The following is a 23,644-nucleotide window of genomic DNA, read 5'->3' on the forward strand; positions in this document are numbered from 1 at the left end:
TTTTCAAAGTGGGTTCACTCAAGTTCCAGCACCACGACGCGCTGTCCGGCGCGCACGGCCGAACCCGGCTGCACGCGAATCTCGCGTACCACTCCGGCCACGGGCGCGAGCAGCGGGATTTCCATCTTCATCGACTCCAGAATCACCAGCACATCACCCGCGGCGACCCGGCTACCGGTTTCAACCTGAACCTGCCAAAGGTTGCCGGCGATGTGGCTGTCGACGCTCTGTTGACCGCTGGCCAGCGGTGCGTCGTCAGTGATTTCCGGGATCAGTTCTTCACTGTCGAAATGCGCTTGGCCACTGGCGATCCAGCGTTCGCGTTCGGCGTTGAACGCGCCTTTTTGCTGATCGCGAAACGCGGCAATGCTCTCGGCTTCCTTCGTCAGGAAGGCTTGGTAATCCGCCAGATTCAGCTGACTGTGCTCGATGTTCAGATCGAAGCGCCCGAGGGGGAAATCCCGTCGAATGCGCAGCAGTTCATCGGCACTGACCGGGTAGAAACGGATCTGATCGAAGAAGCGCAGCAGCCACGGTTTGCTATCGAATGCGGCGACCTCGCGATAGCGATTCCACATCTGCAACGTGCGGCCGACGAACTGATAACCGCCAGGGCCTTCCATGCCGTAAACGCACATGTAGGCGCCACCGATACCCACCGAGTTTTCCGCGGTCCAAGTGCGCGCCGGGTTGTATTTGGTGGTCACCAAACGATGCCGCGGGTCGAGCGGCGTGGCGACCGGCGCACCGAGGTAGACGTCGCCCAGGCCCATCACCAGGTAGCTGGCGTCGAACACCGTGCGCTGCACTTCGTAGAGGTTCGGCAGGTCATTGATGCGTCGGATGAACTCCAGATTGCTCGGGCACCACGGGGCGTCCTTGCGCACGGTGGTCATGTATTTTTCGATCGCCAGCTGGCAGGCCGGGTCGTCCCAGGACAGCGGCAGATGGACGATGCGCGAGGGCACTTGCAGGTCCTTGGCGGCGCACACGGCGTCCCACTCGCCAGCGACGATGCCGAGCAGATCGGCCAGCGGCAGTTGTTCGGGCTGGTAGTGCACTTGCAGCGAGCGGATGCCGGGAGTGAGGTCGATGACGCCGTGCAGGTTTTGGCTTTCCAGGGCTTGCATCAGTGCGTGGGCGCGGAAGCGCAGGACCAGGTCCAACTCAGGTGCGCCGATTTCCAAAAGCAAATGTGTGTCGCCGGACAGTCTCGCCACCAGACGCGTATCGTCCTGACCCAAATCCAATACCACAGGCGACACAAGTCCCTGTAGGGGTGAGCCTGCTCGCGATAGCGGTGTGTCAGTCACATCAATGTTGGCTGTACTGCCGACATCGCGAGCAGGCTCACTCCTACAGGGGGTATTCCATTTCAGGGCAAGAGTGCGGGCGGTCTTGAGATCGACCGGGAGGAACTGAACCTTGTCCCCAGCCTTGAGTTGCCCAAGCTGCCAAAGATCCGCCTCGATCACCGTCACCGGGCAAACAAACCCGCCGAGGCTAGGGCCGTCGGGACCGAGGATGACCGGCATGTCCCCGGTGAAATCCACCGCGCCAATGGCGTACGGATTGTCATGGATGTTCGACGGATGCAGACCCGCCTCACCACCATCGGCGCGCACCCATTCAGGCTTCGGCCCGATCAGCCGCACGCCGGTACGGCTGGAGTTGAAATGCACTTCCCACTGGGTGGCGAAGAAGGTGCTCATGTAGTTTTCGGTGAAATATTCCGGCGCACCGTGAGGGCCGTAGATCACCCGGATTTGCCGCACGATGGGCAACTCGCTGACCTGTTCTTCAGGCAGTTGAAGACCGCTGCTGCGATCGCTCAAAGCAAGGGCGTGCAACACGTCCCCGGCTCGCAACGCGCGCCCGCCATGCCCACCAAACTGGCCGAGGGTGAAGGTGCTTTTGCTGCCCAGATAATCCGGTACTTGCAGGCCACCGCGCAGGCACAGATAGCTGCGCGCGCCCGCACCGGCAATCGTACCCAGGCTCAACGTAGCGCCCGCCGGTACCAGCAACGCCGTGTTCATCGGCACCACATCACCATTAAGGGTGAGTGGAATCACGGCCCCGGTCACCGCCACCACCGCGTCGCAATTGAAGCGCAGCAGCGGCCCGCTCATGGTGATTTCCAGCGCAGCGGCGCCTTCATAGTTACCCAGCAAAAGGTTGCCCAAACGCAACGCGCGACTGTCCATCGGCCCTGACGGCGGCACACCCACGGCCCAGTAACCGAGGCGGCCGGGATAGTCCTGAACGCTGGTTTGAGTGCCGGCGCTGAGCACCTCAAACGTGTTGGCCTGATAGACCAAACTTTCCAGGCAACGGGTCCACGGCTGGCCGCTGGCGAAGGGCACATCGAGCAGAATTTGCCGCAAGTAATCGCGGTTGGTTTCCACGCCGTAGAGCAGGCTGTCGCCCAGCGCTTGATGCAGATCGGCAGCGGCTTCTTCGCGGGTCGGCGCCCAACTGATGACCTTGGCGATCATCGGATCGAAGTACGGCGGGATCTCGCAACCGGCCTCGACCCAGGTGTCGATGCGCAGGTGTTTGCCATCGGCGGCAGGGAAGTTCACGGCGGTCAGCAAGCCTGGACTCGGCTGAAACTCGCGACCCGGATCTTCGGCGTAAAGCCGTGCCTGAATTGCATGGCCGCAGGCTTTCAAGCCTTGGCTCAACGTGCTCAACGGTGGCAAATCCCCCGCCGCCAGTTCGACCATCCAGCGCACCAGGTCCACGCCCCAGACTTGCTCGGTGACGCCGTGCTCCACCTGCAAACGGGTGTTCACTTCGAGAAAGTAGAAACGCTGAGCCTCGCTGTCGAAGACGAATTCGACGGTGCCGGCGCTGCGGTAATTCACCGCTTTCGCCAGTTTGATCGCCGCCGCGCAGAGCTCTTCGGCCATGCCCTCGGGGAGGTTCGGTGCCGGGGTTTCTTCGAGGACTTTCTGGTTGCGCCGCTGCACCGAGCAGTCGCGCACGCCGAGGGCAATGACTTCGCCCTGGCCGTCGCCGAACACCTGGACTTCCAGATGGCGGGCGCGCTGGATGTACTTTTCGATGAACACCCCGGCGTCGCTGAAGTTGTTCTGGCCCAGGCGCTTGACGGCTTCAAAGGACTCGCTTAACTCGGCCGCACTGCGACACACGCGCATGCCGATGCCGCCACCGCCGGCGGTGCTTTTGAGCATCACTGGGTAGCCGACCTGTTCGCCAGCCATCAGCGCCGCGTCGAGGCTGTCGAGCAATTCGGTACCTTCGAGCATCGGCACGCCGTGTCGCTTGGCCAAGGCGCGGGCGGTGTGCTTGAGGCCGAACACGCGCAGCTGCTCGGGCGTCGGGCCGATGAAGGCGATGTTGGCGGCTTCGCACGCTTCGGCGAACGCGGCGTTTTCCGAGAGAAAACCGTAGCCGGGATGGATCGCCGTGGCGCCGGTGGATTTGGCGATGGCGAGGATTTTTTCGACGGCCAGATAGGTGCCGGCGGCTGCGCCTTCACCGAGGCTGTGGGCTTCGTCGGCTTGCAGAATGTGCAAACTGGCGGCATCGGCTTCGGAGTAGACGGCAACGCCCTGGACCTGCAACTCACGCAAGGTGCGCAGGATGCGACAGGCAATGGCGCCACGGTTGGCAATCAGGACTTTTTCGAACATGGCATAACCCCTGGAGGCGATAGCGCATCAGCCTCGACTTGGGATGCGGGCCGTCCCGCAGTTTTTCGATAAGCGCCGAGGTCGTCCCCGACGGCAAAAACAGTTCACTCAAAAACACCACCGAACCCCTGTGGGAGTGAGCCTGCTCGCGATAGCGGAGTGTCAGTCGACATTTATGGTGAATGTGCTGACGCTATCGCGAGCAGGCTCGCTCCCACATTGGATTTAGGGTGTTCTTATTGTTTGAGGCACTGGCCTGAGCGGGCCTGGCACAGGGCAAACAACCATCGACGCAACCGCGCTAATTTCAGTTCCATACCAGCAGCTCCGCAGGGGTGGGGTTGTAGGCGTTGCACGGGTTGTTCAATTGCGGGCAATTGGAGATCAGCACGATCACGTCCATCTCGGCCCGCAGGTCGACGTATTTGCCCGGCGCCGAAATGCCGTCTTCAAACGTCAGCCCGCCATCCGCCGTGACCGGCACGTTCATGAAGAAGTTGATGTTCGGTCCGATGTCGCCCTTGCCCAATCGCCCGTCGTGGATGCAGGCCCGCAGGTAGTTGTCGCGGCAGCTGTGCATGTAGCGTTTCTCCAACGCATAACGCACGGTGTTGCTCTCTTGCGCGCAAGCGCCGCCGAGGGTGTCGTGACGGCCGCAGGTGTCGGCGACGATGGTCAGCATCGGTTTGCCGAGGTTGGAATAGAGCACGCTGCCGGTGCTCAGGTAGACGCTGTTCTGTCGGCGCAAGGTGCGTTGCACGTCGTAGCGCTCCTTTGGATTGGCGACGCTGTAGAACAAAGTGTCGACCGCCTGGTTGCCTTCCAGGTCGAGGATGCGCAAGGTCTGGCCGGCCTTGACCTCCATCAGCCATGGTTCCCCGGCGGGGATGGTGGCGCGGTAGATCGCGGTTTCGGGAAGCTGTTGAGCAGTAGCGATTGCGAGTGACATGGCAGCGATCCTCAGGCGAACAGACGGTCGGTGTTGATGAAGCCGCGCTCGTTTTCCGGGCGCGAGGTGCGGCAGTGTTCGGCGACGCTGGCGTCAGCGTTCATCCAGCTGAGTTTCAGCGGTTTCGGCGCGTATTCAGGTGAAGGGTCCATCGGATGTTGCAGCGCGGTGAGCACCACCAGCGTGTCCATCGGCGCATACAACTCGATGTAGTCGCCGGCCCTGGAATGGCCTTCGACGAAGTGGAAATGTCCGGCCTCATCGACATTCACGCGGCTGAACAAGTTAAGCGTCATCAGCAAATCGGACAGGCCCAACCCCCACTTGCCCAATTCCACCAACAGGTTGTCGGTGCCGTTGCGGAAGAAGCCGTTGCGCAGTTCCTGATAGCGCCCCGCGCCGTATTTTTCCGCGACCTCTTCAGCGCAGAGCACACCGCCGAGGCTGTCGCTCCAGCCGCAGGTGTCAGCGGTAATGGCAGCCAGCACGCGGCCCATGTCCGAGTACAGGCAATGGCCGGTGGTGAGCTTGGCGGTGTGTTGGCATTTGAGGCTGTCGGGCAGGTTCAGGCGTTCGGTTTTTTCGTTGGCGTTGAGCAGTGTCAGGCTGACGTTGGCACCGCCACGCAGGTCGGTCAGGCGCAGCAGTTGGCCGCGTTTCAGGACGAAGGAGCGATGGCCGCCGCCGGGGAGCATTTCTTCGGCGAAGGGCGGGAACAGTTGAGTCGAATCAGTCATATGAAAAGTCCTCTTAAGCGGTACGAAGCGTGCCTGCCAGATCAGCCGGCAAGGCGTCGACGGCGGCGGCGCGATGGGCGCGGCGGTCGCTGTTCAAAGGGATGTCGTAAGTGATGCGCGCGCCATAGGCGCCGGGGGCGTGCGGGTCGACGCGGACTTTGTCGAACACCAACAGGCGAGTGCCGAGGCTGAAGCCTTCGGACAGGTCATGGGTGACCATGAACACCGTCAATTGCGTCTCGCGCCACAGCTCCAGCAGCAAAGCGTGCATGTCCTTGCGGATGCCCGGATCGAGGGCACCGAACGGTTCGTCGAGCAGCAACACCCGAGGTTTCATGATCAGCGCCTGGGCAATCGCCAGTCGTTGTTGCATGCCACCGGAGAGTTGGGCTGGGTACTTGTCCCGCGAATGGCCGAGGCCGACTTTGTGCAGCAGCACTGAGGCTTGTTCGCGAGCGTCTTTTTTAGCGCTGCCGAACAACCGCCCGAGCAGCGGCGAGCGCGGCAGTTCGAGGCCCAGGGCGACGTTGTCCAGCACCGTTAAATGCGGGAACACCGAGTAGCGCTGGAACACCACGCCACGACTGGCATCTGGCTCGCCGGCCAAGGCCTGGCCATCCAACAAAATCTCGCCGCGACTGGCGCGTTCCTGGCCCAGCAATAGCCGCAGGAAGGTCGACTTGCCGCAACCCGACGCACCGACCAAGGTGCAGAACTCGCCCTCGTTGACGTTCAGGTTCAGCCCTTCGAGCACCACCTGATCGGCGTATTGCTGCCAGACATTTTTCACTGTGATGAAGCTCATGCGCGGGCCCCCTCATACCAAGGGAACGCCCGTTGGGTCAGGCGTTTCAGGCCCCAATCCATCAGCCAGGCGAGCAGGGTGATCCACACCACGTAGGGCAAAATCACATCCATCGCCAAGTAGCGGCGCACCAGGAAAATCCGGTAGCCGAGGCCGTCGGTGGAGGCGATGGCTTCGGCGGCGATCAGGAACAACCACGCCGAGCCAAGCATCAGCCGCAGCGAGATCAACAAACGTGGCAACAGTTGCGGCAGCACCACGCGCAGCATCAGCGTCCAGGTCGAAGCGCCGAGGGTCTGGGCCTTGATCAGCAGCTCGACGGGAATTTCCCGGGCGCGTTGCTCCAGATCACGGGCCAGGCACGGGGTGATGCCGATCACGATCAGCATCACTTTCGACAACTCCCCCAAGCCGAACACGATGAACAGAATCGGCAGAATCGCCAGCGGCGGCACCATCGACAGCACTGTCAGTAACGGCGACAACGGCGCGCCAAACAGTGGCAGCGTACCGGCGGCGATGCCCAGGCACAGCCCGGCCAGCGCGCTGATGCCAAGGCCGATGGCCAGGCGCCGCAGGCTGGAGGCGGTGTCTTGCCAAAGTAAATAGTCGCCAGTGCGGGAGTCGGCGGTGAACGCCAGGCGTTTCACCGCGTCGGTCATTTGCACGGCGCTCGGCAGCAGCTTGTCATTGGGGTTGTCCGTCAGCCGCTCAGCCGAGCCCATGAAGTAGGCGAACAGCACCAGGGCGAACGGCAGGATCACCAACAGCAGGCGACTCGGGCGATCCGGGTGGCGATTGATCAGGCGCATGGCCAGGTCCTCCTGATTACAGCTTCGCGTCGGCGGCCATCTGCACGTAGGTCGGGTCGAAGCGCAGCTTGAGGTTGGTCTTGTCGCCGCTGGTCACGCCGTTGGCGAAGGCCATGCCGACTGCGCTGGTGTCCTTGGCGCCTTCACCGAGCAAGCCGTGCTGGAACGAAAACTCGGCGACTTTGCGCATGGTTTCCGGCAATTGCTTGCTGGTGGTGAACGCCAGGGCTTCTTTGGGGGTGGCGAACAGTTTGGTGGTGTCCAGTTGCGACTGGAAGCCGGCCAGATCGGTGCCCGAGGCTTTGGCCATGTGTTCGAGGGCGGCTTTGCTGGCGGCGTTTTTCGCGTTCATCAACTCGACCACTTCGAACCAGGCGCCGGTCAGGGCTTTGCCCAGGGCCGGGTTGTCTTTGAGGGTGGCGCTGTTGACCACCATCATGTCCATGATTTCGCCGGGGATCTGACTGGAGTTGAACACTTCGGTCACCGCAGGCTTGGCCTTGATGTCCGAAAGCATCGGGTTCCAGGTGGTGACGGCGTTGACCTGATCGGTGTTGAAGGCCGCCGAGATGTCGGCGTCGGAGGTGTTGACCACTTTCAGGTCTTTCTCGGTGAGATCAACCGAATCCAGCGCCCGGGCCAGCAGGTAGTGGGAAACCGAGAGTTCCACCAGATTGACGTCCATACCTTTGAGGTCGGTGACTTTCTTGCCGTCACCCTTGAGCACAATGCCGTCGTTGCCGTTGGAGAAATCGCTGACGATCAGCGCGGTGCTGTCGACGCCGCCGGCCGCCGGAATGGTCAGCGCGTCCATGTTGGTCATGGTGCAGCCATCGAACTGGCCGGCGGTGTATTGGTTGATGGATTCGACGTAGTCATTGAGCTGCACCACATCGATCGTGATGCCGTACTTTTTCGCCCATTTGTCGACGATGCCTTGGCTGCCCGCATATTCCCACGGCATCCAACCGGCGTAGATGGTCCAGCAGACGCTGAAGTGGTCTTTCTGTGCGGCCTGGGACGAGACGCTCACGAAGGCTGCGAAAGCAGCGGCGAGCAGGGCGGGTAAACGAAGCTTGAGCATGGGTGGTTCTCCAGTTGATCAAGGGCGGGCAGGAGTCAACGCGGCACCGTGAACGGTGGCTTGTCTCCCGGGCTTTTATCCCGCCGTGTAACCTCAACTGGAGGTCGCCAACTCTCGGACCAGCCACTCGCCTTAGCGAGCCGGAACCCTAGTCAGCCATTGCAAATTGTGGTGCTGCGAACCTGTGATGACTCCTGCACGTCTTTGTTAAAGCGAGAGCCGTGCCAACTCCGCTCGAGCGCTCTAGCGTGGGCGTTTACGCAATTGGCGCGCTCGCAAGAGGTGGCGGCGTTGCCTTGTGATGGTGCATGGGTGCACCGCAATGGATCGGGCCGGCCGCTGATCTGAAGGTCCAGGCGGTTCGGCACTCGGCGCAGCGTTGCCAGTCAAAACAGGTGTCAGCCGGCGTGTTCCGGCTGTGGTCTTTCAGGAGGCCGCCATGTTTCGTCGACTGTTGTTCGGTGTTGTACTCGGTCTGGGATTGTCCGGCTGCTACTACTACTCCGGGGGCTACGATGTGTATTCCGCGCCTTATTACTATCCCGGCTATTCGCCCTATCCCTACTATTACGGCCCGCGCCACTACCACGGCCCGCGCTTTTATGGTGGCTATCGTTACTACTATTGGGGTGGGCATTCGCCACGTCATTACCGAGGTGGATATCGTGGTGGCCACCATTAATCAGCGGATGAATGGATGAAAAACCTTTCATCGGTGACTTGTTTCAATCTGTTTCGCGAACGCACCAGATTTGCAAAACGATGTCTGATCTTTCGACAGTCACCGAATAATTGACTGTCGCCTGCCAGCGTCGCTGGTGTGGCTCACTCGCGGTCCAGGAGGCCGCCATGTATCTGCGAATTCTTCTGATTGCTGTATTGGGATTGTCTCTTGGTGCATGCGTGCCCTATTCCGATGGAGGAGCCAGCTATTACCGTTCCGAGGTCTATACCTCGCCAGCCTATTATTCCGGTGGCGGGCCTTACTACTCAGGTGGCGGCGGTTACTACACGCAACCTCGCCGGTACTACGCACCGCCAGCGCGGTATTACCAGCCAACGCCGCGGTATTACCATCAGCCGCGGGTTTATCAACCGGCACCACGCTATTACCAGTCGTCGCCACGAGCCGATTACCGGGCTCATCAGAATCGCGGCTGGGATGGCCATAACCGTGGCGGTTGGGATGGCCGCAACCGCGGTGGACGGAGCAACGACTATCGCGGACATGGCGGACGCGACAACCGTGGTGGACGAGGCGACCACAACAGTCGCGGCGAGCACAATGGACGAGGCGGCCACCGTTAAACACTCATAAAAAAGCGGCGCACAAAGCGCCGCTTTTTTATGCCCGGATTTCAGTATTCCTACAGATCGGCCAGAGGATGCCGGCCTTCCCAGGCCTTGTGGAAATGCGCTTCTACCACTGCATCCGGCAGGGTATTGATGTCTGGCCAGTGCCAATGGGGTTTTTGATCCTTGTCGATCAACCGTGCGCGCACCCCTTCGCTGAACTCAGGATGACGGCAGCAGTTGAGGCTCATGGTGTATTCCATCTGAAAGACCTGCGCCAGCGACATGTGCCGGGCGCGGGCGATCTGCTCCCACACCAGATGCGCGGTCAGGGGTGAGCCTTCGCTCATGGTTTTCGCGGCACGGCTGAGCAGCAGATCGGTGCAGTCCCGCAACTGGCTGATGGCCTTCCAGGCGCAGCGCACGTCACTGACATCCAGCAGCTCATCGATCTGTTGGCGACGTGGCAGCCACTGGGCTTCGGGCATCTGCGCGAGGGCTTCCTGCTGCAAGGCCTTGAGCAGGCTGTTCAGCTGCATTGGCGTCTGTTCCTGCCAATTCAACTGCAGCAGGCCTTCCATCAGATCTTCCTGTTGTTCATCGAGCAGAAAACGGTCGGCCAGGTCGAGATCGATCGCATCGCGACCGTTCATATGGGCGCCGGTCAGGCCGAGAAACAATCCGAGCTTGCCGGGCAGCCGCGACAGGAACCAGCTGGCCCCGACATCCGGGTACAAACCGATACTGATCTCCGGCATCGCCATGCGGGTGCTCGGCGTGACAATCCGGATGCCCGCCCCTTGCAACAGCCCCATGCCGCCGCCGAGCACATAGCCATGCCCCCAGCAGATCAGCGGTTTAGGATAGGTGTGCAGATTGAAGTCCAGGCGATATTCCGCCGCAAAGAAAAGCGCGGCCAGCGACGGCACCTCGCCGGGATGGGCACGACAGGCTTCCACCAGGCTGCGGACTTCGCCGCCGGCGCAAAAGGCTTTGGTACCTTTGCCGCGCAGTACGACGCAGACGATTTGTGGCTCTTTGGCCCAGACGTCCAGTTGATCGCGCAAGGCATTGATCATTGGCAAGGACAGGGCATTCAGGGACTTTTCGGCATCCAGGCTGGCGACTCCGATGCGTGCGCCGTCGGTGCCAGTGAGTTCTTCGAAGTGCAGATTCATCGTGACCTCGATCAGGAATTTGAGCGTTCAGTATGATCGTTATGTAGGAAAGTGCCGGATCTGCGTCAGATCAATTGACAAGCGTGATGGGCTTTCCTAGGGTTCGCCCCATTGTTTTTGCCGGATGTAACCATGACTGCTGACGACCGTATCAAACTCGAACCGAGCTGGAAGGAGGCACTGCGTGCCGAATTCGACCAGCCCTACATGGCAGAGTTGCGCAATTTCCTGCAAGAGGAGCGCGCGGCAGGCAAGGAAATCTACCCGCCAGGACCGATGATTTTCAACGCGCTCAATTCGACGCCGCTGGATAAAGTCAAAGTCGTCATCCTTGGCCAGGACCCGTACCACGGTCCGGGGCAGGCCCACGGCTTGTGCTTTTCGGTGCAACCAGGCGTACCGGCGCCGCCGTCGCTGGTGAACATCTATAAAGAGTTGAAACGCGATCTGAACATCGACATCCCGACCCACGGTTGCCTGCAAAGCTGGGCTGACCAGGGCGTGCTGATGATCAATACCACCATGACCGTGGAGCGCGCCAACGCCAACGCGCACAAGGACAAGGGCTGGCAGTTTTTCACCGATCGGATCATCGAAGTGGTCAGTGAACATCAGCCGCATCTGGTGTTTATGCTGTGGGGCGCCCATGCCCAGAGCAAGCAGAAACTGATCGATGCCACCAAGCACCTGGTGCTGACGTCGGTGCATCCGTCACCGCTGTCCGCCTATCGTGGCTTCCTTGGATGCGGGCACTTCAGTCGAACCAATAAATATCTTGAGCAGAATGGCGAGACGCCGATCGAATGGCGGTTACCACCGGTCGCGTAATGATCGTTCCCACGCTCTGCGTGGGAATACAGCCCGGAACGCTCTGCGTCCCATCCAAAGCCGAACGCGGAGCGTCCGTTGAGGCATTCCCACGCGGAGCGTGGGAACGATCAGGTTAGGGGGCGTCGGGCACCCGATTCCAATACTTGAACAACGGCTCCGCCAGAAACAACACAAACAACAGCCGCATCACCTGCATCGCCGTCACCAACGGCACCGACAACTGCAATGTCTCTGCCGTCAGGCTCATCTCCGCAATCCCGCCGGGCATCATGCCTAACGTCAGCGAACGCAAATCCAGATGCGTCAGCGCACTCAACCCCAATGCTGCCAGCGTGGCGATCAACATGCTCAGCCCCGTGCCAATCAAGGTCCGCCCCATAAACGACGGCGCACGCCGGAAAAACTGCCGATTGAAGTGACATCCCAACCCGCTGCCAATCAGCCATTGGCCGATCTGGCTGCCGCCGTTGGGCAAGCCGATGTGCAGGTCCCAGCCGATACTTACCGCTGCACTCACCAGCAACGGCCCGAACAGCCACGGATTGGGTTGACGCAGACGCTCCCAGAGCCAGGCGGTGAGGGCGCCCGCCGGGAACAGAAGCGCCAGCCAGCGCCAGTCAACGGAAGTGGCATGGGACAGCGGGGCACCGTCACCCAGCCAATACTTGAACGCCGCCGGCACACACAGCACCACCACCAACACCCGCAGACTTTGCCCCGCCGCCACACGACTGAGCACCGCGCCGTTACGCGCGCCGAGGTTGACCATCTCCCCGGAGCCGCCGGGCATGCTGGAAAAGAACGCGGTGGCGCGATCTTCACCGGTACGCCGCATCAACCAGACCCCGACCACCGCCGAGAGGCTGGTGACCAAAGCACCGAAGAAGATCAGGCCGAAGTGGCTCAGGACCTGCTCCATCACCACCGGGGTGAAATGCAGGCCTATGCCGATGCCGACAATCCACTGGCCGCACTTGCGGCCGCCAGGGATTTCCGCCAATTGCCAGGGTGTCAGGCAACGCACCAGGATGATCGCCAGCAACGAGCCGACCATCCATGGCAGTGGCCAGCCGATCTGGCTGGCCAGGTAACCGCCCAGCAGACCGACCAGCGGGGTTCCCCACCAGGCTTTGAAGGGTGTTCGATCAGACATCGGCGATAACGCGCCGGGCGACCGAACGTTTGCGCCAGATTCGCAGGATCGGCATGAACAGCATGATTGCGGTCAGTACCCAGACACCGAAGGTGATCGGGCTCGACCAAAGGATTTCCAATGCACCATTGGAGATCGACAGGGCGCGACGCAGGTTCTGCTCCATCAGGCCGCCAAGGATGAAACCCAACAGAACCGGCGACAACGGGAAGTCCAGCTTGCGCAGGATGTAACCGAAGATGCCGATGCCGATCATCAGGAACAGGTCGAAGGTAGTGGCATGCACCGCGTAGACGCCGATCCCGGTGATGATCGCAATCACGGGCACCAGCGCCCAGTTCGGCACGGCCAGGATGCGCGTGAAGATGCGGATCATCGGGATGTTGAGGATCACCAGCATGATGTTGGCGACGAACAACGAAGCGATCAGGCCCCAGACAATGTCCGGTTGCTGTTGGAACAACAGCGGGCCCGGGGTGATGTTGTACAGCGACAGCGCGCCGATCATCACCGCCGTGGTACCGGAACCCGGAACGCCGAGCGTCAACATCGGCACCAGGGCACCGCAGGCTGCGCCGCCGATGGCGGTTTCCGGCGCCGCGAGGCCACGCATGTCGCCTTGGCCGAAGGTGCCATTGGCGCCGGCGATACGTTTTTCGGTCATGTAGGCCACAGCGCTGGCCAACGTGGCGCCGGCACCCGGCAACACGCCCATGATGAAACCGAGCAGACCGCAACGGATGTTCACCAAGAAGACAGCCGAGGCTTCCTTGAAGTTGAACATCATCCGGCCGGTCGCTTTCACCGCTTCCTGGCCGCGATGGGTTTTTTCCAGCAGCAGAAGGATTTCACTGATGGAGAACAAGCCGAGAACCAGCACAACGAACTGAATGCCGTCGGTCAAGTGGATGTTGTCCCCGGTGAAACGGTACACGCCGCTGTTGGCATCGATCCCGACAGTCGACAAAAACAAACCGATCAGCGCGGCGATAAAAGTCTTCAGTGGTCGATCGCCGGCCATGCCACCAAGACAGACAATCGCGAACACCATCAGCACGAAATACTCTGCCGGTCCAAAGGCAATCGCCCATTTCGCCAGCAGCGGGGCGAACAGCACCATGCCGCAAGTGGCGATGAACGCACCGATGAACGAACTCCACGCCGACAGCGACAACGCTACACCGGCCAGACCCTTGCGGGCCATCGGGTAACCGTCGAGGGTGGTCATGACGGTGGACGCTTCGCCTGGAATGTTCAGCAGGATCGAACTGATCCGGCCGCCGTATTCGCAACCCAGGTACACCGCCGCCAGCAGGATCAGCGCCGATTCCGGCGGCAGACCGAGGGCGAACGCAATCGGAATCAGCAACGCCACGCCGTTGATCGGGCCCAGGCCTGGCAACAGCCCGACGACGGTGCCGATCAGGGTGCCGCACAGAGCGGTCACCAGGTTGTACGGGCTCAGCGCGACGCCGAAACCCTGACCCAAATAGCCAAGAGTATCCATATCAGTTCTCCAGAACGTCGAGCACGCCCAGTGGCAGTGGCACGTCCATCACTTTGTCGAACAGCAGATAAAGACCGATAGCCATCAGGCTGATGATCACCGTGCTGGGTAGCCAGCGGCCGCCATACAGGCGTGCCATGGGGATTCCAATCAGAATGCTGGCGACGATGAAACCGAGGGGTTCGAAGGCCCCGGCAAACACCAGCAACAGCAGTACGCAGATGCCGATCTTGATCAGGGTTTCACGGTCCAGTTTCGGGTCATCGTCACTGTGCACAATCGGTGTCGGACGAAACACCATGTACAGCAAACCAAGGCCCATCAGGCCGAGCATCAATAGCGGGAAGGCCCGCGGCCCCACCGGTTCGTAGGAAAAAGACGCTTGATACGGCCACGCCATCAGCGCCAGGCCAACACAGACCAGCAACAGCGCTGAAGCAAAAATGCGTTGTAAGAGCATGGGAAACTCCTGTGCCGCGGCCCTCCAGAACGGGGGCCGCAGCCGCTAGACAGAGGCGATCACTGAATCAGGCCGAACTCTTTGGCCAGCACTTTGTAGTCCGCAACCTGCTTCTTCACGTAGGTGTCCAGCTCCGGGCCGGTCATGGCGAACGGGAACAGTTCACGCTGATCGCGCAACGTGGCGAACTCCTCGGAAGCCAGCAGCTTGTCGAACGCGTCTTTCCACCAGGCGTAGTCTTCGTCGCTGACCTTTGGCCCGAGGTAGAAGCCGCGAACCACTGGCCAGACGATGTCGTAGCCTTGCTCTTTGGCGGTCGGAATGTCTTTCATTTCCGGCTCGTCCAGACGCTTCTCGGAGAACACGGCCAGCAGGCGCATGTCACCGCTCTGGATGTGCGGCATGGAGTCGGAGATGTCGGTGCTGCCGACCTGGATGTGGCCGCCGAGCAGGGCAGTGGCGATTTCACCGCCGCCTTCGAGGGCGACGTAACGCAGGTCGCGCGGGTTGATCCCGGCTGCCTTGGCGATCAGGGCGGTTTGCATCCAGTCCTGGCTGCCGACGGTGCCGCCGGAGCCGATCACCACTTTGCTCGGATCTTTCTTCAATGCCTGAACCAGATCGTCCAGGGTTTTGTAAGGCGAATCGCTTTTCACCGCGATGGCGCCATAGCTTGTTCCAACGGCCGCCAGCCAGCGCACGGCGTTTTCATCAAAACGGCCGAATTTGCCTTGGGCCAGGTTCAGCAGCGAACCGCTGGACCACGCCACCAGCGTGCCGGCATCGGCCGGACGCTGGGCGACCACCGCGTTGTACGCTACCGCGCCGACACCGCCTGGCATGTAGGTCACGCGCATCGGCTTGGTCAGCAGTTTCTGATTCACCAGCGCGCTTTGCGCCAGTTTGCAGGTCAGGTCGAAACCGCCGCCTGGCGAGGCCGGGGCGATGCATTCCGGGCGTTTGGGTTCGGCGAGCAATTGGCCGGCGAAAAGCAGGGCGCTGGCGGTGAGAGCAACTTTACGCAGTGACAGGTTCATTCAAGTCTCCTTGGAGTTTTTGTTATGGACGTACTGAATTACCAAAGGGCAACGCTATAGCTCACCAGCAGACGCACTTCATCGGCATCGCGAGCGGAATAGTTGGAACGGTAAGTGGCATTGCGCAGGCGCACAGCGACATCCTTGAGCGCGCCGCTTTGTACGACGTATTTGATTTCGGTGTTGCGTTCCCACTCTTTGCCTTCGTCGCCGTTCTTGAGCTTGATGTTGTCACCGCTCAGGTAACGACTCATGAAACTCAGGCCGGGAATGCCGAGTTTGGCAAAGTCATAGTCGTAGCGAGCCTGCCAGGAACGTTCTTCGGCGCCGGCAAAGTCGTTGATCTGCACGAAGTTGACGAGGTACGGGTCACTGCCATCGACATAAGGGAAGGCACTGTCGCCGGACATGTACTGATAGCCGGCGCTGAATTTATGCCCGCTCAAGGCGTAGCTCACCAGCCCATTCAGGGATTGGTTGTCGATGTTGCCGCCCCGGGCTGCGCCTTCGTCGTCACTGATAGCCAGGCGCAGATCGGTGCCTAACGTGCCGGGGCCGAACGGTTGCGAGGCGACCACGCCAAGGAAATGCTGGTTATAGACTTCATCGAGTTGAGCGAAGTGGTAGCTGCCGATGATTTTGTCGGTGAACTTGTAATCCACGCCGCCAAAATCAAAGTGCTTGCCGGCCACGGTGCCAGCGAAGCGGCTGTTCTTGTTGTTGAGGGCGATGTCCTCGAAGTCGGTGCTGTCGCGGTCCTTGGCTTTCTCCAGGCGCCCGCCGGTGAAGGTCAGGTTCTTGATCTCCTTGGAGGTCAGCAGGCCGCCTTCAAAGGTCTGCGGCAGAATGCGCCCGTCGTTGGCCTTGAGTATTGGCAATTCCGGAATCAGGCTGCCGATTTTCAGTTCCGTGTCGGAGATTTTCATTTTGCCGGTCAGGCCGAGCTTGGAATATTCATCCGCCGCGCGCCCGTCGTCATGGGTCGGCAACAGACCGGTGCCGGTGCGATCCGGACTAGAATCGAGTTTCACCCCCAGCATGCCCAGCGCATCGACACCGAATCCCACGGTGCCGTCGGTGTAACCCGATTGCAGGTTGAGCATGAACCCCTGGGCCCATTCGTCCCGCTTGGATTGCTGGGCGCTGGTACCGTCGCGAAAGTCGCGGTTGAAATACATGTTGCGGGTTTCGAAGGTTGCCGTACTGTCTTCGAAGAAGGCAGCCTGGCTCAACGGCGAAAAGCCGGCGAGGGCGGCGGCGCTGGCAAGGGCGGTGTGGCTGAGACGGGAAAAGCGAGCAGGCGGGCAAGCCTGGAGCTGCATGGACAGCATCTTGAAGTACTCCGTTTTATTGTTCTTATTGGCGAAAACGCTTCGAGGCGTTTTTCGTACGCTATGTGCGGTAGCGACGGCAGTCGAAACTGTCCGTGGCTGGACTCTAACCGGCCAACCTTTCGCTAACCTTTCAGAAGACTTTCACGGTTTTCGGGCTTCACAGCGGCGGTTGCGGCTGTAAACTCCGCGCCAAAGAATGGCGTCGGCCATCCCTGAATGAGGTAAGGATCCATGCGTGTTCTGCTCGTCGAAGACCATCTGCAGCTGGCCGAAAGTGTCGCCCAGGCGCTCAAGAGCACCGGGCTGACCGTGGATGTGCTGCACGACGGCGTGGCGGCCGACCTGGCGTTGAGCAGCGAGGAATACGCGGTGGCGATCCTCGACGTCGGTTTGCCGCGCATGGATGGCTTCGAAGTGCTGGCGCGCCTGCGAGCGCGGGGCAAGAACCTGCCGGTGTTGATGTTGACCGCCCGCAGCGACGTCAAGGATCGGGTCCACGGCCTGAACCTCGGCGCTGACGATTACCTGGCCAAACCTTTCGAACTGACCGAACTCGAAGCCCGGGTCAAAGCCTTGCTGCGCCGCAGTGTGCTCGGCGGCGAACGCCTGCAGCGCTGCGGCGTGCTGGCCTATGACCTGGACACCCGGCGCTTCACCCTCGGCGAAGAGTTGTTGACCCTGACCTCCCGCGAGCAGGCGGTGCTCGAAGCCCTGATCGCCCGTCCGGGCCGGGTGATGAGCAAGGAACAACTGGCCTCGCAAGTCTTCGGACTGGACGAAGAGGCCAGCCCCGACGCCATCGAGATCTATGTCCATCGCCTGCGCAAAAAGCTCGACGGCCAGCCGGTCGTCATCGTGACTTTCCGCGGTCTCGGCTACTTGCTGGAAAGCCGCGATGCATAAGCCCAGCAGCCTGCGTTGGCGGTTGCTGTGGAATCTGGCGTTGTTGCTGGTGGTGTTGATGCTGGCCAGTGGTTTGAGCGCTTACTGGAACGGTCGCGAAGCGGCCGACACCGCCTATGACCGGACCTTGCTGGCCTCGGCGCGGACCATCGCGGCGGGCGTCTCCCAACGTGACGGTACGCTGAGCGCCGACGTGCCCTACGTGGCCCTCGACACCTTCGCCTACGACAGCGCAGGGCGGATTTTTTACCTGGTCAACGACATCAATCAGAAGCTGATCTCCGGTTACGAAAACCTTCCGCCACCGCCGCCGGGAACGCCGCGAACCGATGACTATCCGGCACTGGCGCGTTTCTATAACGCCAAGTATCAGGGGCAGAACGTCCGTGTGGTGAGCCTGCTCAAACCGGTGAGCGAACCGAACATGAACGGCATGGCGGAAATCCGCGTGGCGGAAACCGATGAGGCGCGGGTCAGCATGGCCCGCAGCCTGGCGGCGGACACGTTGCTGCGTCTGGGCATGCTGGCGGTGGGTGCGTTGTTGTTGGTGTGGTTTGCGGTCAGCGCCGCGTTGCGTCCGCTGGAACGCTTGCGCACCGCGGTGGAAGAGCGTCAGCCGGACGATCTGCGGCCATTACCGTTAGTGGAAGTGCAGCACGAGTTGTGGCCCTTGGTGCGTGCGCTCAATCACTTTACCGAGCGCCTGCGCGGGCAGTTCGAGCGTCAGGCGCAGTTCATCGCCGATGCCGCCCATGAACTGCGTACTCCCCTGGCGGCGCTGAAGGCGCGACTGGAGCTGGGGTTGCGCTCGACCGAACCCGAAACCTGGCGCAGTACATTGGAAACCGTCGCCCAAGGCACGGACCGTTTGACCCACCTTGCCAATCAATTGCTCTCGCTGGCACGGGTCGAAAATGGCGCCCGGGCCATCGCCGAGGGCGGCGCGCAGTTACTTGACCTCAGTCAGTTGGCTCGCGAACTCGGCATGGCCATGGCGCCGCTGGCCCACGCACGTGGTGTGGCGCTGGCGCTGGAAGCGGATGAACCGGTGTGGTTACGCGGCGAGCCAACGCTGTTGAATGAACTGTTGAGCAATCTGGTGGATAACGCACTGGCCCATACACCGTCGGGGGGCAACGTGATTCTTCGGGTCACGGCACCGGCCGTGCTGGAGGTCGAGGACGACGGCCCAGGCATTCCTCTTGAAGAACGCGATCGGGTCTTCGAGCGCTTTTACCGACGCAACCAGCAGGTGGCCGGTTCGGGGTTGGGGCTGGCGATTGTTGGCGAGATCTGCCGCGCACACCTGGCTCAAATCAGCCTGCACGATGGCGAGCAGGCGGGGTTGAAGGTGCGGGTGAGTTTTATCGCCGGGTAGGTTGCTGAAACACCTGTGGCGAGGGAGCTTGCTCCCGCCGGGCTGCGAAGCGGCCCCAAAACCATTCACCGCGTTAATTCAGATAAGCCGTATTTATCGGGTTTACGACTGCTGCGCAGCCGAGCGGGAGCAAGCTCCCTCGCCACAGTAATCAGTAAAACATCGACCGCGACTCTTCCAGATCGCGGCACATCGCCTCGTTCTCCGGATCAATTCCCAGCTTTTTGAACGCCGGCACGCTGAATGCGTCGATACGGGCGAGGGGATGGTCGGTGTCCTTGTGGCAATACAGGCTGGCCACTTGCACCAGATCGACATAGTCGACCCGCTCTGACTCTCGATTGAAGTCCAGATAAAGCCCCGGCACCTGTACCAGCATTTCCGGAAACTCCCAGACCCTGAGCAGCTTGTCGCCAAGCAGTGGATGAATGTGATCGATCACATGATTGAGGCTGACCGGGTCAGCCAGCAGTTCATAGTGATCTTCGGCGTAGGTCAGGATGGGCAATACACCGATCTGATGCACCAGTCCGCCAAGGGCTGCCTGGTCGGGCTTGAGTTGCGTGTAGCGGCGGCACAATGCATAGCTGATCCCGGCGATTTCCAGGCTTTTGCGCCAGACATCACGCATTTTGTGTTCCACCACTTCGGAGCGGGCATGGAAAATCTGTTCCATGACCAGGCCGATGGCCAAGTTGCTGCTGTAATTGATGCCCAGTCGAGTGATTGCCGTGTGCAGGTCAGTGACTTCCTGGGTCGCACGCAGCAGCGGGCTATTGACCACCTTGATCAGACGCGCCGACAGCGCGGTATCGCGGCCGATCACTTTGCTCAGGGTGCTGACACTGATTTCCGGGTCTTCGGCGGCCTTGCGAATCTGCAGGGCCACTTCCGGTAACGTTGGCAGAACCAGGTCATCGTTATCGATGGCCTCAACCAAATCCTGTTGGACCTTTTCCGCCAGCTCGCTCATTTCGTTTCTCTAGGTATTGCGACAAATGCTGCTGTTAACGCTGGATTTCGCGATCGCGATCCAGTTCGTAAGGCAGGTCGAGCAGGTGCAGGGCTGGCCCTTCGAGCGCGCCCAGATGGATATCACCTCCTTCTGCTGCTTCGGCTTGCAGCACGGCCAGGAGTTCAATGTTTTGCCCGGCGTTAGCGGCCAGCACCACTTCGCCGATAGAGCTGCCGTGGGTAGGGGAAAACAATTGGGTGCCAGGTTCAGGCAACTCGTTGGCGTCCAGTGCCAGGCGATACAAGCGACGCTTGAGTTTGCCCAGATACTGCATGCGCGCGACGATTTCCTGGCCGGTGTAGCAACCTTTCTTGAAGCTCACGCCTCCCACGGCTTGGAGGTTGAGCATCTGCGGGATGAACAACTCGCGAGTGCTCGGCATGACCTGACCGATCCCGGCGCGAATCTGGCCCAGCAGCCATTGATTCAGAGCGCCTTCGGTCAATACGGCGGACAGCTTGCCCTTGATAAGGTCGGCCTGGTCGGCGGCGACCCAGAGTTCGGCGCGGTACGGCGAGACGCGAATGGCGATCAGGCCGTCATTGCGCGCGACGCTATCGGTGTCAGCAGGAAGATCAAGACCGAGGCTGATCAGTGCCGCATCGCCATGGTCGATGCCGAAGCGGACCCAGGCTGCGCTTTCGTCGGTCAGTTTGGATTTGGAAAATACGGCGTACTTTTTCAGGTCCGCCAGTTGCGGTTCCAGCAGTTCGGTGGCCATGGCCATCAGAACGCCGTCGCCTTCGAGCAGGATGCGGAAACTCGACTGCATCCGGCCTTTCTGCGTGCAGCGGGCGCCGAGGCTGGCCTGGGTGTCACTCAGGTAATTGAGGTTGCAGGTCAATTGGCCTTGCAGGAATTTGCCGGCATCCGCGCCGCGTACTGCGAGAACGCCTTCGTGAGACAGGGTGCAGAAAAAAGCAGAATCGGCCATGGGTCATCGCAGGGTAAAGAGTCTGGGGGACATCATAAGGGGGCGCTCTTGAAATGGGTAGTTCACAAAGGATCGTTGGTGGCCGACCAAAGCCGAGTGTCCGACTCCGCCTGGGGCTGTATACTTGCCGCCTATTTGAGGAGCGCTCCATGGTCGAAGATGTTGAACTGAATCGCCTCTACTGGCACAGCCGCCGCGGCATGCTTGAGCTTGACGTGTTGCTGGTACCGTTCGTCAAAGAGGTCTATCCGCACCTCAACGATGTCGACCGCGATTGCTACCGCAAGCTGCTCGAATGCGAAGATCAGGACATGTTCGGCTGGTTCATGGAACGCGCCGAATCGGAAGATCCCGAGCTTCAGCGCATGGTTCGCATGATTCTGGATCGTGTCCAGCCAAAGTAATGCGTTCGAATGCCGCTGGCATGCCTCGCGGCAGTTGCTGGCGGCGTATCTTCTGGCCCAGCTGTTCGCGCTGGGCTCGCTGTGTCTTCTCTCTCTACCGGTCTGGGCCAGTCTGCTCGGCGCTTTTTGCTGTCTGGCTCACGGCGCCTGGGCGCTACCGCGACAGATTCTGCTGACACACCCAAGGGCATTTCGCGGCTTGCGTCGCAATGCCGATGGCTGGCAGTTGTGGAATCAGGAGGCGGGTTGGCAATCGGTGCAGCTACGACCGGACAGCCTGGCGCTACCTTTGCTGGTTGTGCTGCGTTTTCGCCTGCGGGGTGAACGACGGGTCAGGGCGATTTGTGTGCCCCGTGACTCGCAGGCGGCGGATCTGCATCGGCGCCTGCGGGTTCGGTTGACGTTCAGTCGACGTAGGTGGGCGGCACCAGAATAGTGTCCAGGGCAATCGGCAGCATGTTCGGGTAGTCGAGGGTGTAATGCAGACCGCGACTTTCCTTGCGTTCCATGGCTGACTGGATCATCAGTTCGGCCACTTGGGCCAGGTTACGCAGTTCGATCAAGTCCCGACTGACCTTGTAGTTACTGTAGAACTCGTCGATTTCATCCAGCAACAGACGCACGCGGTGCTGCGCCCGTTGCAAGCGCTTGTTGGTGCGCACAATGCCGACGTAGTCCCACATGAATCGCCGCAGTTCGTCCCAGTTGTGCGCGATGATCACGTCCTCATCGGAGTCGGTGACCTGGCTCGCATCCCAGACGGGCAGGGCAACCGGAATCGAAACCTGCGGCAGTTGCTCCAGAATGTCCGCCGCCGCCGAGCGCGCGTAAACGAAACACTCCAGTAACGAGTTGCTGGCCATACGGTTGGCACCGTGCAGGCCGGTGAAGCTGGTTTCGCCAATGGCATATAGCCCAGGCACGTCGGTGCGCCCCTGCTGATCGACCATCACGCCGCCGCACGTGTAGTGCGCCGCCGGAACCACTGGAATCGGTTGTTTGGTGATGTCGATGGAGAATTCGAGGCAGCGTTCGTACACCGTCGGGAAGTGAGTCTTGATGAACGCTTCCGGCTTGTGGCTGATGTCCAGGTAGACACAATCGACGCCCAGGCGCTTCATTTCATGGTCGATGGCCCGGGCGACGATGTCGCGTGGGGCCAGCTCGGCGCGAGGGTCGAAGCGTTGCATAAAGCGTTCGCCGTTGGGCAGCTTCAGGTGTGCGCCTTCGCCGCGCAGGGCTTCGGTGATCAGGAAACTCTTGGCTTGCGGGTGATACAGGCAAGTGGGATGGAACTGGTTGAATTCCAGATTCGCCACCCGGCAGCCCGACCGCCAAGCCATGGCAATGCCATCACCGCAGGCGCCGTCGGGGTTGCTGGTATAGAGATAGACCTTTGCTGCACCGCCCGATGCGAGGATCACAAAGCGAGCGGCGTAGGTGTCGACTTCACCGGTCCCGCGATTGAGGACGTAGGCGCCGAGGCAGCGATCACCTTCAAGGCCCAGGCGCTTTTCGGTGATCAGGTCGACCGCGACCCGTTGCTCCAGCAGTTCGATGTTCGGTCGTTGCCTGGCCTTGTCGAGCAAGGTTCTGAAAATCGCTGCGCCGGTGGCATCGGCGGCATGGATGATGCGCCGATGGCTGTGACCGCCCTCGCGGGTCAGGTGGAACTCGAATCCGCCATCTTCGGTGCCGGACTGTTCATCGCGCGTGAAGGGCACACCTTGGTCGATCAGCCATTGAATCGCCTCTTTACTGTGCTCGACGGTAAAGCGCACGGCGTCTTCGTGGCACAGGCCGCCGCCAGCGTTGAGGGTGTCATCGACATGTGATTCAACGGTGTCGGTGTCATCCAGGACGGCTGCGACGCCACCCTGCGCCCAGAAAGTCGAGCCATTGGCGAGGTCGCCTTTGCTCAGTACGGCGATGCGCAAATGACCGGGCAAGGTCAGCGCAAGGCTCAAGCCGGCAGCACCGCTGCCAATTACCAGAACATCGTGTTGAAACTGTTGGCTCATTTCAGGATTCCGCTCAAAGCGACCCGGGTCGGGGTTGGCGCAAGACAGCTGGATCGGCGAGTCAAGACAGCCACACAGCCCACTAGTATATAGAGGGGGGGAGCGGCACAATAGCGAGCACACATGGCATTGTGAAACTACTGTGAC

At 60.8% G+C, this 23,644-nt stretch carries 22 protein-coding genes and 1 riboswitch; of the genes, 7 read left to right on the forward strand and 15 right to left on the reverse strand.

The genetic code is table 11. The annotated features are described in order from the left end of the window. Positions 1-14 precede the first annotated feature (14 nt). The 6 genes from uca to BLW70_RS11975 form a co-directional block, all read right to left on the reverse strand. Positions 15-3,662 (reverse strand): urea carboxylase, encoded by a 3,648-nt coding sequence (gene uca / locus BLW70_RS11950; protein ID WP_074874258.1) that lies wholly within the window; start codon positions 3,660-3,662, stop codon positions 15-17. Positions 3,663-3,969: 307 nt separating this feature from the next. Further along, positions 3,970-4,611: an urea amidolyase associated protein UAAP2 gene (locus BLW70_RS11955; protein WP_074874259.1), complete on the reverse strand. Its 642-nt coding sequence runs from the start codon at positions 4,609-4,611 to the stop codon at positions 3,970-3,972. Between the two features lie 11 nt (positions 4,612-4,622). Continuing rightward, positions 4,623-5,348: an urea amidolyase associated protein UAAP1 gene (locus BLW70_RS11960; protein ID WP_074874260.1), complete on the reverse strand. Its 726-nt coding sequence runs from the start codon at positions 5,346-5,348 to the stop codon at positions 4,623-4,625. A gap of 13 nt (positions 5,349-5,361) precedes the next feature. After that, positions 5,362-6,153, reverse strand: a complete 792-nt coding sequence (locus tag BLW70_RS11965) for an ABC transporter ATP-binding protein (RefSeq protein WP_074874261.1) — start codon at positions 6,151-6,153, stop codon at positions 5,362-5,364. Then, entirely contained in the window at positions 6,150-6,965 is an 816-nt protein-coding gene (locus BLW70_RS11970) for an ABC transporter permease (RefSeq protein ID WP_074874262.1), read from the reverse strand. The genes BLW70_RS11965 and BLW70_RS11970 overlap by 4 nt, the downstream gene beginning before the upstream one ends. 16 nt (positions 6,966-6,981) lie before the next feature. Then, on the reverse strand, positions 6,982-8,049 hold the full coding sequence (locus BLW70_RS11975) for a putative urea ABC transporter substrate-binding protein (RefSeq protein WP_074874263.1): 1,068 nt from the start codon (positions 8,047-8,049) through the stop codon (positions 6,982-6,984). Between the two features lie 62 nt (positions 8,050-8,111). Then, positions 8,112-8,212: riboswitch (guanidine-I (ykkC/yxkD leader) on the reverse strand. Between the two features lie 276 nt (positions 8,213-8,488). On the opposite strand from BLW70_RS11975, the gene BLW70_RS11980 reads away from it, so the two are divergent. Both BLW70_RS11980 and BLW70_RS11985 read left to right on the forward strand, forming a co-directional pair. Continuing rightward, positions 8,489-8,731: a hypothetical protein gene (locus BLW70_RS11980; protein ID WP_074874264.1), complete on the forward strand. Its 243-nt coding sequence runs from the start codon at positions 8,489-8,491 to the stop codon at positions 8,729-8,731. Positions 8,732-8,898: 167 nt separating this feature from the next. After that, a complete protein-coding gene (locus tag BLW70_RS11985; RefSeq protein WP_074874265.1) occupies positions 8,899-9,357 on the forward strand; it encodes a hypothetical protein in 459 nt (152 codons plus the stop codon). 59 nt (positions 9,358-9,416) lie between these two features. Here the strand turns inward: BLW70_RS11985 and BLW70_RS11990 are convergent, their stop codons facing one another. Next, positions 9,417-10,520 (reverse strand): enoyl-CoA hydratase/isomerase family protein, encoded by a 1,104-nt coding sequence (locus BLW70_RS11990; protein ID WP_074874266.1) that lies wholly within the window; start codon positions 10,518-10,520, stop codon positions 9,417-9,419. Between the two features lie 132 nt (positions 10,521-10,652). Here BLW70_RS11990 and ung point away from each other — a divergent pair, with 132 nt between their 5' ends. After that, the gene (gene ung, locus BLW70_RS11995) at positions 10,653-11,348 is read left to right on the forward strand and encodes a uracil-DNA glycosylase (protein ID WP_074874267.1); all 696 of its coding nucleotides are present in this window, start codon (positions 10,653-10,655) and stop codon (positions 11,346-11,348) included. 115 nt (positions 11,349-11,463) lie between these two features. Here ung and BLW70_RS12000 read toward each other — a convergent pair whose 3' ends face one another. The 5 genes from BLW70_RS12000 to BLW70_RS12020 are packed head-to-tail and all read right to left on the reverse strand — an operon-like array spanning position 11,464 to position 16,839. Continuing rightward, a complete protein-coding gene (locus BLW70_RS12000) occupies positions 11,464-12,504 on the reverse strand; it encodes an AbrB family transcriptional regulator (RefSeq protein ID WP_074874268.1) in 1,041 nt (346 codons plus the stop codon). Beyond that, positions 12,497-14,011 (reverse strand): tripartite tricarboxylate transporter permease, encoded by a 1,515-nt coding sequence (locus BLW70_RS12005; RefSeq protein ID WP_074874269.1) that lies wholly within the window; start codon positions 14,009-14,011, stop codon positions 12,497-12,499. The genes BLW70_RS12000 and BLW70_RS12005 overlap by 8 nt, the downstream gene beginning before the upstream one ends. A gap of 1 nt (position 14,012) precedes the next feature. Further along, complete coding sequence (locus tag BLW70_RS12010; RefSeq protein ID WP_074874270.1) at positions 14,013-14,471, reverse strand: tripartite tricarboxylate transporter TctB family protein; 459 nt, start codon at positions 14,469-14,471, stop codon at positions 14,013-14,015. A 59-nt stretch (positions 14,472-14,530) separates the two neighbouring features. Continuing rightward, positions 14,531-15,508, reverse strand: a complete 978-nt coding sequence (locus tag BLW70_RS12015; RefSeq protein WP_074874271.1) for a Bug family tripartite tricarboxylate transporter substrate binding protein — start codon at positions 15,506-15,508, stop codon at positions 14,531-14,533. Positions 15,509-15,546: 38 nt separating this feature from the next. Next, on the reverse strand, positions 15,547-16,839 hold the full coding sequence (locus BLW70_RS12020) for an OprD family porin (protein WP_074874272.1): 1,293 nt from the start codon (positions 16,837-16,839) through the stop codon (positions 15,547-15,549). 234 nt (positions 16,840-17,073) lie between these two features. Between BLW70_RS12020 and BLW70_RS12025 the strand changes: the two genes are divergently transcribed. Both BLW70_RS12025 and BLW70_RS12030 read left to right on the forward strand, forming a co-directional pair. Further along, complete coding sequence (locus tag BLW70_RS12025; RefSeq protein WP_074874273.1) at positions 17,074-17,745, forward strand: response regulator; 672 nt, start codon at positions 17,074-17,076, stop codon at positions 17,743-17,745. Further along, positions 17,738-19,123 carry a sensor histidine kinase gene (locus BLW70_RS12030; protein ID WP_074874274.1) on the forward strand — a complete coding sequence of 462 codons (1,386 nt, stop codon included), beginning with the start codon at positions 17,738-17,740 and terminating at the stop codon, positions 19,121-19,123. The genes BLW70_RS12025 and BLW70_RS12030 overlap by 8 nt, the downstream gene beginning before the upstream one ends. Positions 19,124-19,274: 151 nt before the next feature. Here the strand turns inward: BLW70_RS12030 and BLW70_RS12035 are convergent, their stop codons facing one another. Both BLW70_RS12035 and ygfZ read right to left on the reverse strand, forming a co-directional pair. Beyond that, a complete protein-coding gene (locus BLW70_RS12035) occupies positions 19,275-20,096 on the reverse strand; it encodes an HDOD domain-containing protein (protein ID WP_074874275.1) in 822 nt (273 codons plus the stop codon). A 34-nt stretch (positions 20,097-20,130) separates the two neighbouring features. Further along, positions 20,131-21,072 (reverse strand): CAF17-like 4Fe-4S cluster assembly/insertion protein YgfZ, encoded by a 942-nt coding sequence (ygfZ, locus tag BLW70_RS12040; RefSeq protein ID WP_074874276.1) that lies wholly within the window; start codon positions 21,070-21,072, stop codon positions 20,131-20,133. Positions 21,073-21,221: 149 nt separating this feature from the next. Between ygfZ and BLW70_RS12045 the strand changes: the two genes are divergently transcribed. Then, complete coding sequence (locus tag BLW70_RS12045) at positions 21,222-21,476, forward strand: FAD assembly factor SdhE (protein WP_007944081.1); 255 nt, start codon at positions 21,222-21,224, stop codon at positions 21,474-21,476. After that, positions 21,460-21,912 carry a protein YgfX gene (locus BLW70_RS12050; protein ID WP_074874277.1) on the forward strand — a complete coding sequence of 151 codons (453 nt, stop codon included), beginning with the start codon at positions 21,460-21,462 and terminating at the stop codon, positions 21,910-21,912. The genes BLW70_RS12045 and BLW70_RS12050 overlap by 17 nt, the downstream gene beginning before the upstream one ends. On the opposite strand, the gene nadB is transcribed toward BLW70_RS12050, so the two are convergent. Next, the gene (gene nadB / locus BLW70_RS12055; RefSeq protein ID WP_074874278.1) at positions 21,881-23,497 is read right to left on the reverse strand and encodes an L-aspartate oxidase; all 1,617 of its coding nucleotides are present in this window, start codon (positions 23,495-23,497) and stop codon (positions 21,881-21,883) included. The two genes, BLW70_RS12050 and nadB, sit on opposite strands and share 32 nt — an antisense overlap. Positions 23,498-23,644 lie beyond the last annotated feature (147 nt).

Origin of the sequence: Pseudomonas frederiksbergensis (assembly GCF_900105495.1) — a bacterium.
GTDB classification, from domain to species: Bacteria; Pseudomonadota; Gammaproteobacteria; order Pseudomonadales; family Pseudomonadaceae; genus Aquipseudomonas; species Aquipseudomonas frederiksbergensis.

Excerpts from the sequence above, each read along its gene's own strand:
- BLW70_RS12045 (WP_007944081.1), top strand. The coding sequence starts at position 21,222 with ATGGTCGAAGATGTTGAACTGAATCGCCTCTACTGGCACAGCCGCCGC.
- BLW70_RS11990 (WP_074874266.1), bottom strand. The coding sequence starts at position 10,520 with ATGAATCTGCACTTCGAAGAACTCACTGGCACCGACGGCGCACGCATC.
- BLW70_RS11965 (WP_074874261.1), bottom strand. The coding sequence starts at position 6,153 with ATGAGCTTCATCACAGTGAAAAATGTCTGGCAGCAATACGCCGATCAG.
- BLW70_RS12030 (WP_074874274.1), top strand. The coding sequence starts at position 17,738 with ATGCATAAGCCCAGCAGCCTGCGTTGGCGGTTGCTGTGGAATCTGGCG.
- BLW70_RS11975 (WP_074874263.1), bottom strand. The coding sequence starts at position 8,049 with ATGCTCAAGCTTCGTTTACCCGCCCTGCTCGCCGCTGCTTTCGCAGCC.
- ygfZ (WP_074874276.1), bottom strand. The coding sequence starts at position 21,072 with ATGGCCGATTCTGCTTTTTTCTGCACCCTGTCTCACGAAGGCGTTCTC.
- BLW70_RS12015 (WP_074874271.1), bottom strand. The coding sequence starts at position 15,508 with ATGAACCTGTCACTGCGTAAAGTTGCTCTCACCGCCAGCGCCCTGCTT.
- ung (WP_074874267.1), top strand. The coding sequence starts at position 10,653 with ATGACTGCTGACGACCGTATCAAACTCGAACCGAGCTGGAAGGAGGCA.
- BLW70_RS12025 (WP_074874273.1), top strand. The coding sequence starts at position 17,074 with ATGCGTGTTCTGCTCGTCGAAGACCATCTGCAGCTGGCCGAAAGTGTC.
- BLW70_RS11970 (WP_074874262.1), bottom strand. The coding sequence starts at position 6,965 with ATGCGCCTGATCAATCGCCACCCGGATCGCCCGAGTCGCCTGCTGTTG.
- BLW70_RS11955 (WP_074874259.1), bottom strand. The coding sequence starts at position 4,611 with ATGTCACTCGCAATCGCTACTGCTCAACAGCTTCCCGAAACCGCGATC.
- BLW70_RS11985 (WP_074874265.1), top strand. The coding sequence starts at position 8,899 with ATGTATCTGCGAATTCTTCTGATTGCTGTATTGGGATTGTCTCTTGGT.
- BLW70_RS12005 (WP_074874269.1), bottom strand. The coding sequence starts at position 14,011 with ATGGATACTCTTGGCTATTTGGGTCAGGGTTTCGGCGTCGCGCTGAGC.
- BLW70_RS12000 (WP_074874268.1), bottom strand. The coding sequence starts at position 12,504 with ATGTCTGATCGAACACCCTTCAAAGCCTGGTGGGGAACCCCGCTGGTC.
- BLW70_RS12020 (WP_074874272.1), bottom strand. The coding sequence starts at position 16,839 with ATGCTGTCCATGCAGCTCCAGGCTTGCCCGCCTGCTCGCTTTTCCCGT.
- BLW70_RS12035 (WP_074874275.1), bottom strand. The coding sequence starts at position 20,096 with ATGAGCGAGCTGGCGGAAAAGGTCCAACAGGATTTGGTTGAGGCCATC.
- BLW70_RS11980 (WP_074874264.1), top strand. The coding sequence starts at position 8,489 with ATGTTTCGTCGACTGTTGTTCGGTGTTGTACTCGGTCTGGGATTGTCC.
- BLW70_RS12010 (WP_074874270.1), bottom strand. The coding sequence starts at position 14,471 with ATGCTCTTACAACGCATTTTTGCTTCAGCGCTGTTGCTGGTCTGTGTT.
- uca (WP_074874258.1), bottom strand. The coding sequence starts at position 3,662 with ATGTTCGAAAAAGTCCTGATTGCCAACCGTGGCGCCATTGCCTGTCGC.
- nadB (WP_074874278.1), bottom strand. The coding sequence starts at position 23,497 with ATGAGCCAACAGTTTCAACACGATGTTCTGGTAATTGGCAGCGGTGCT.
- BLW70_RS11960 (WP_074874260.1), bottom strand. The coding sequence starts at position 5,348 with ATGACTGATTCGACTCAACTGTTCCCGCCCTTCGCCGAAGAAATGCTC.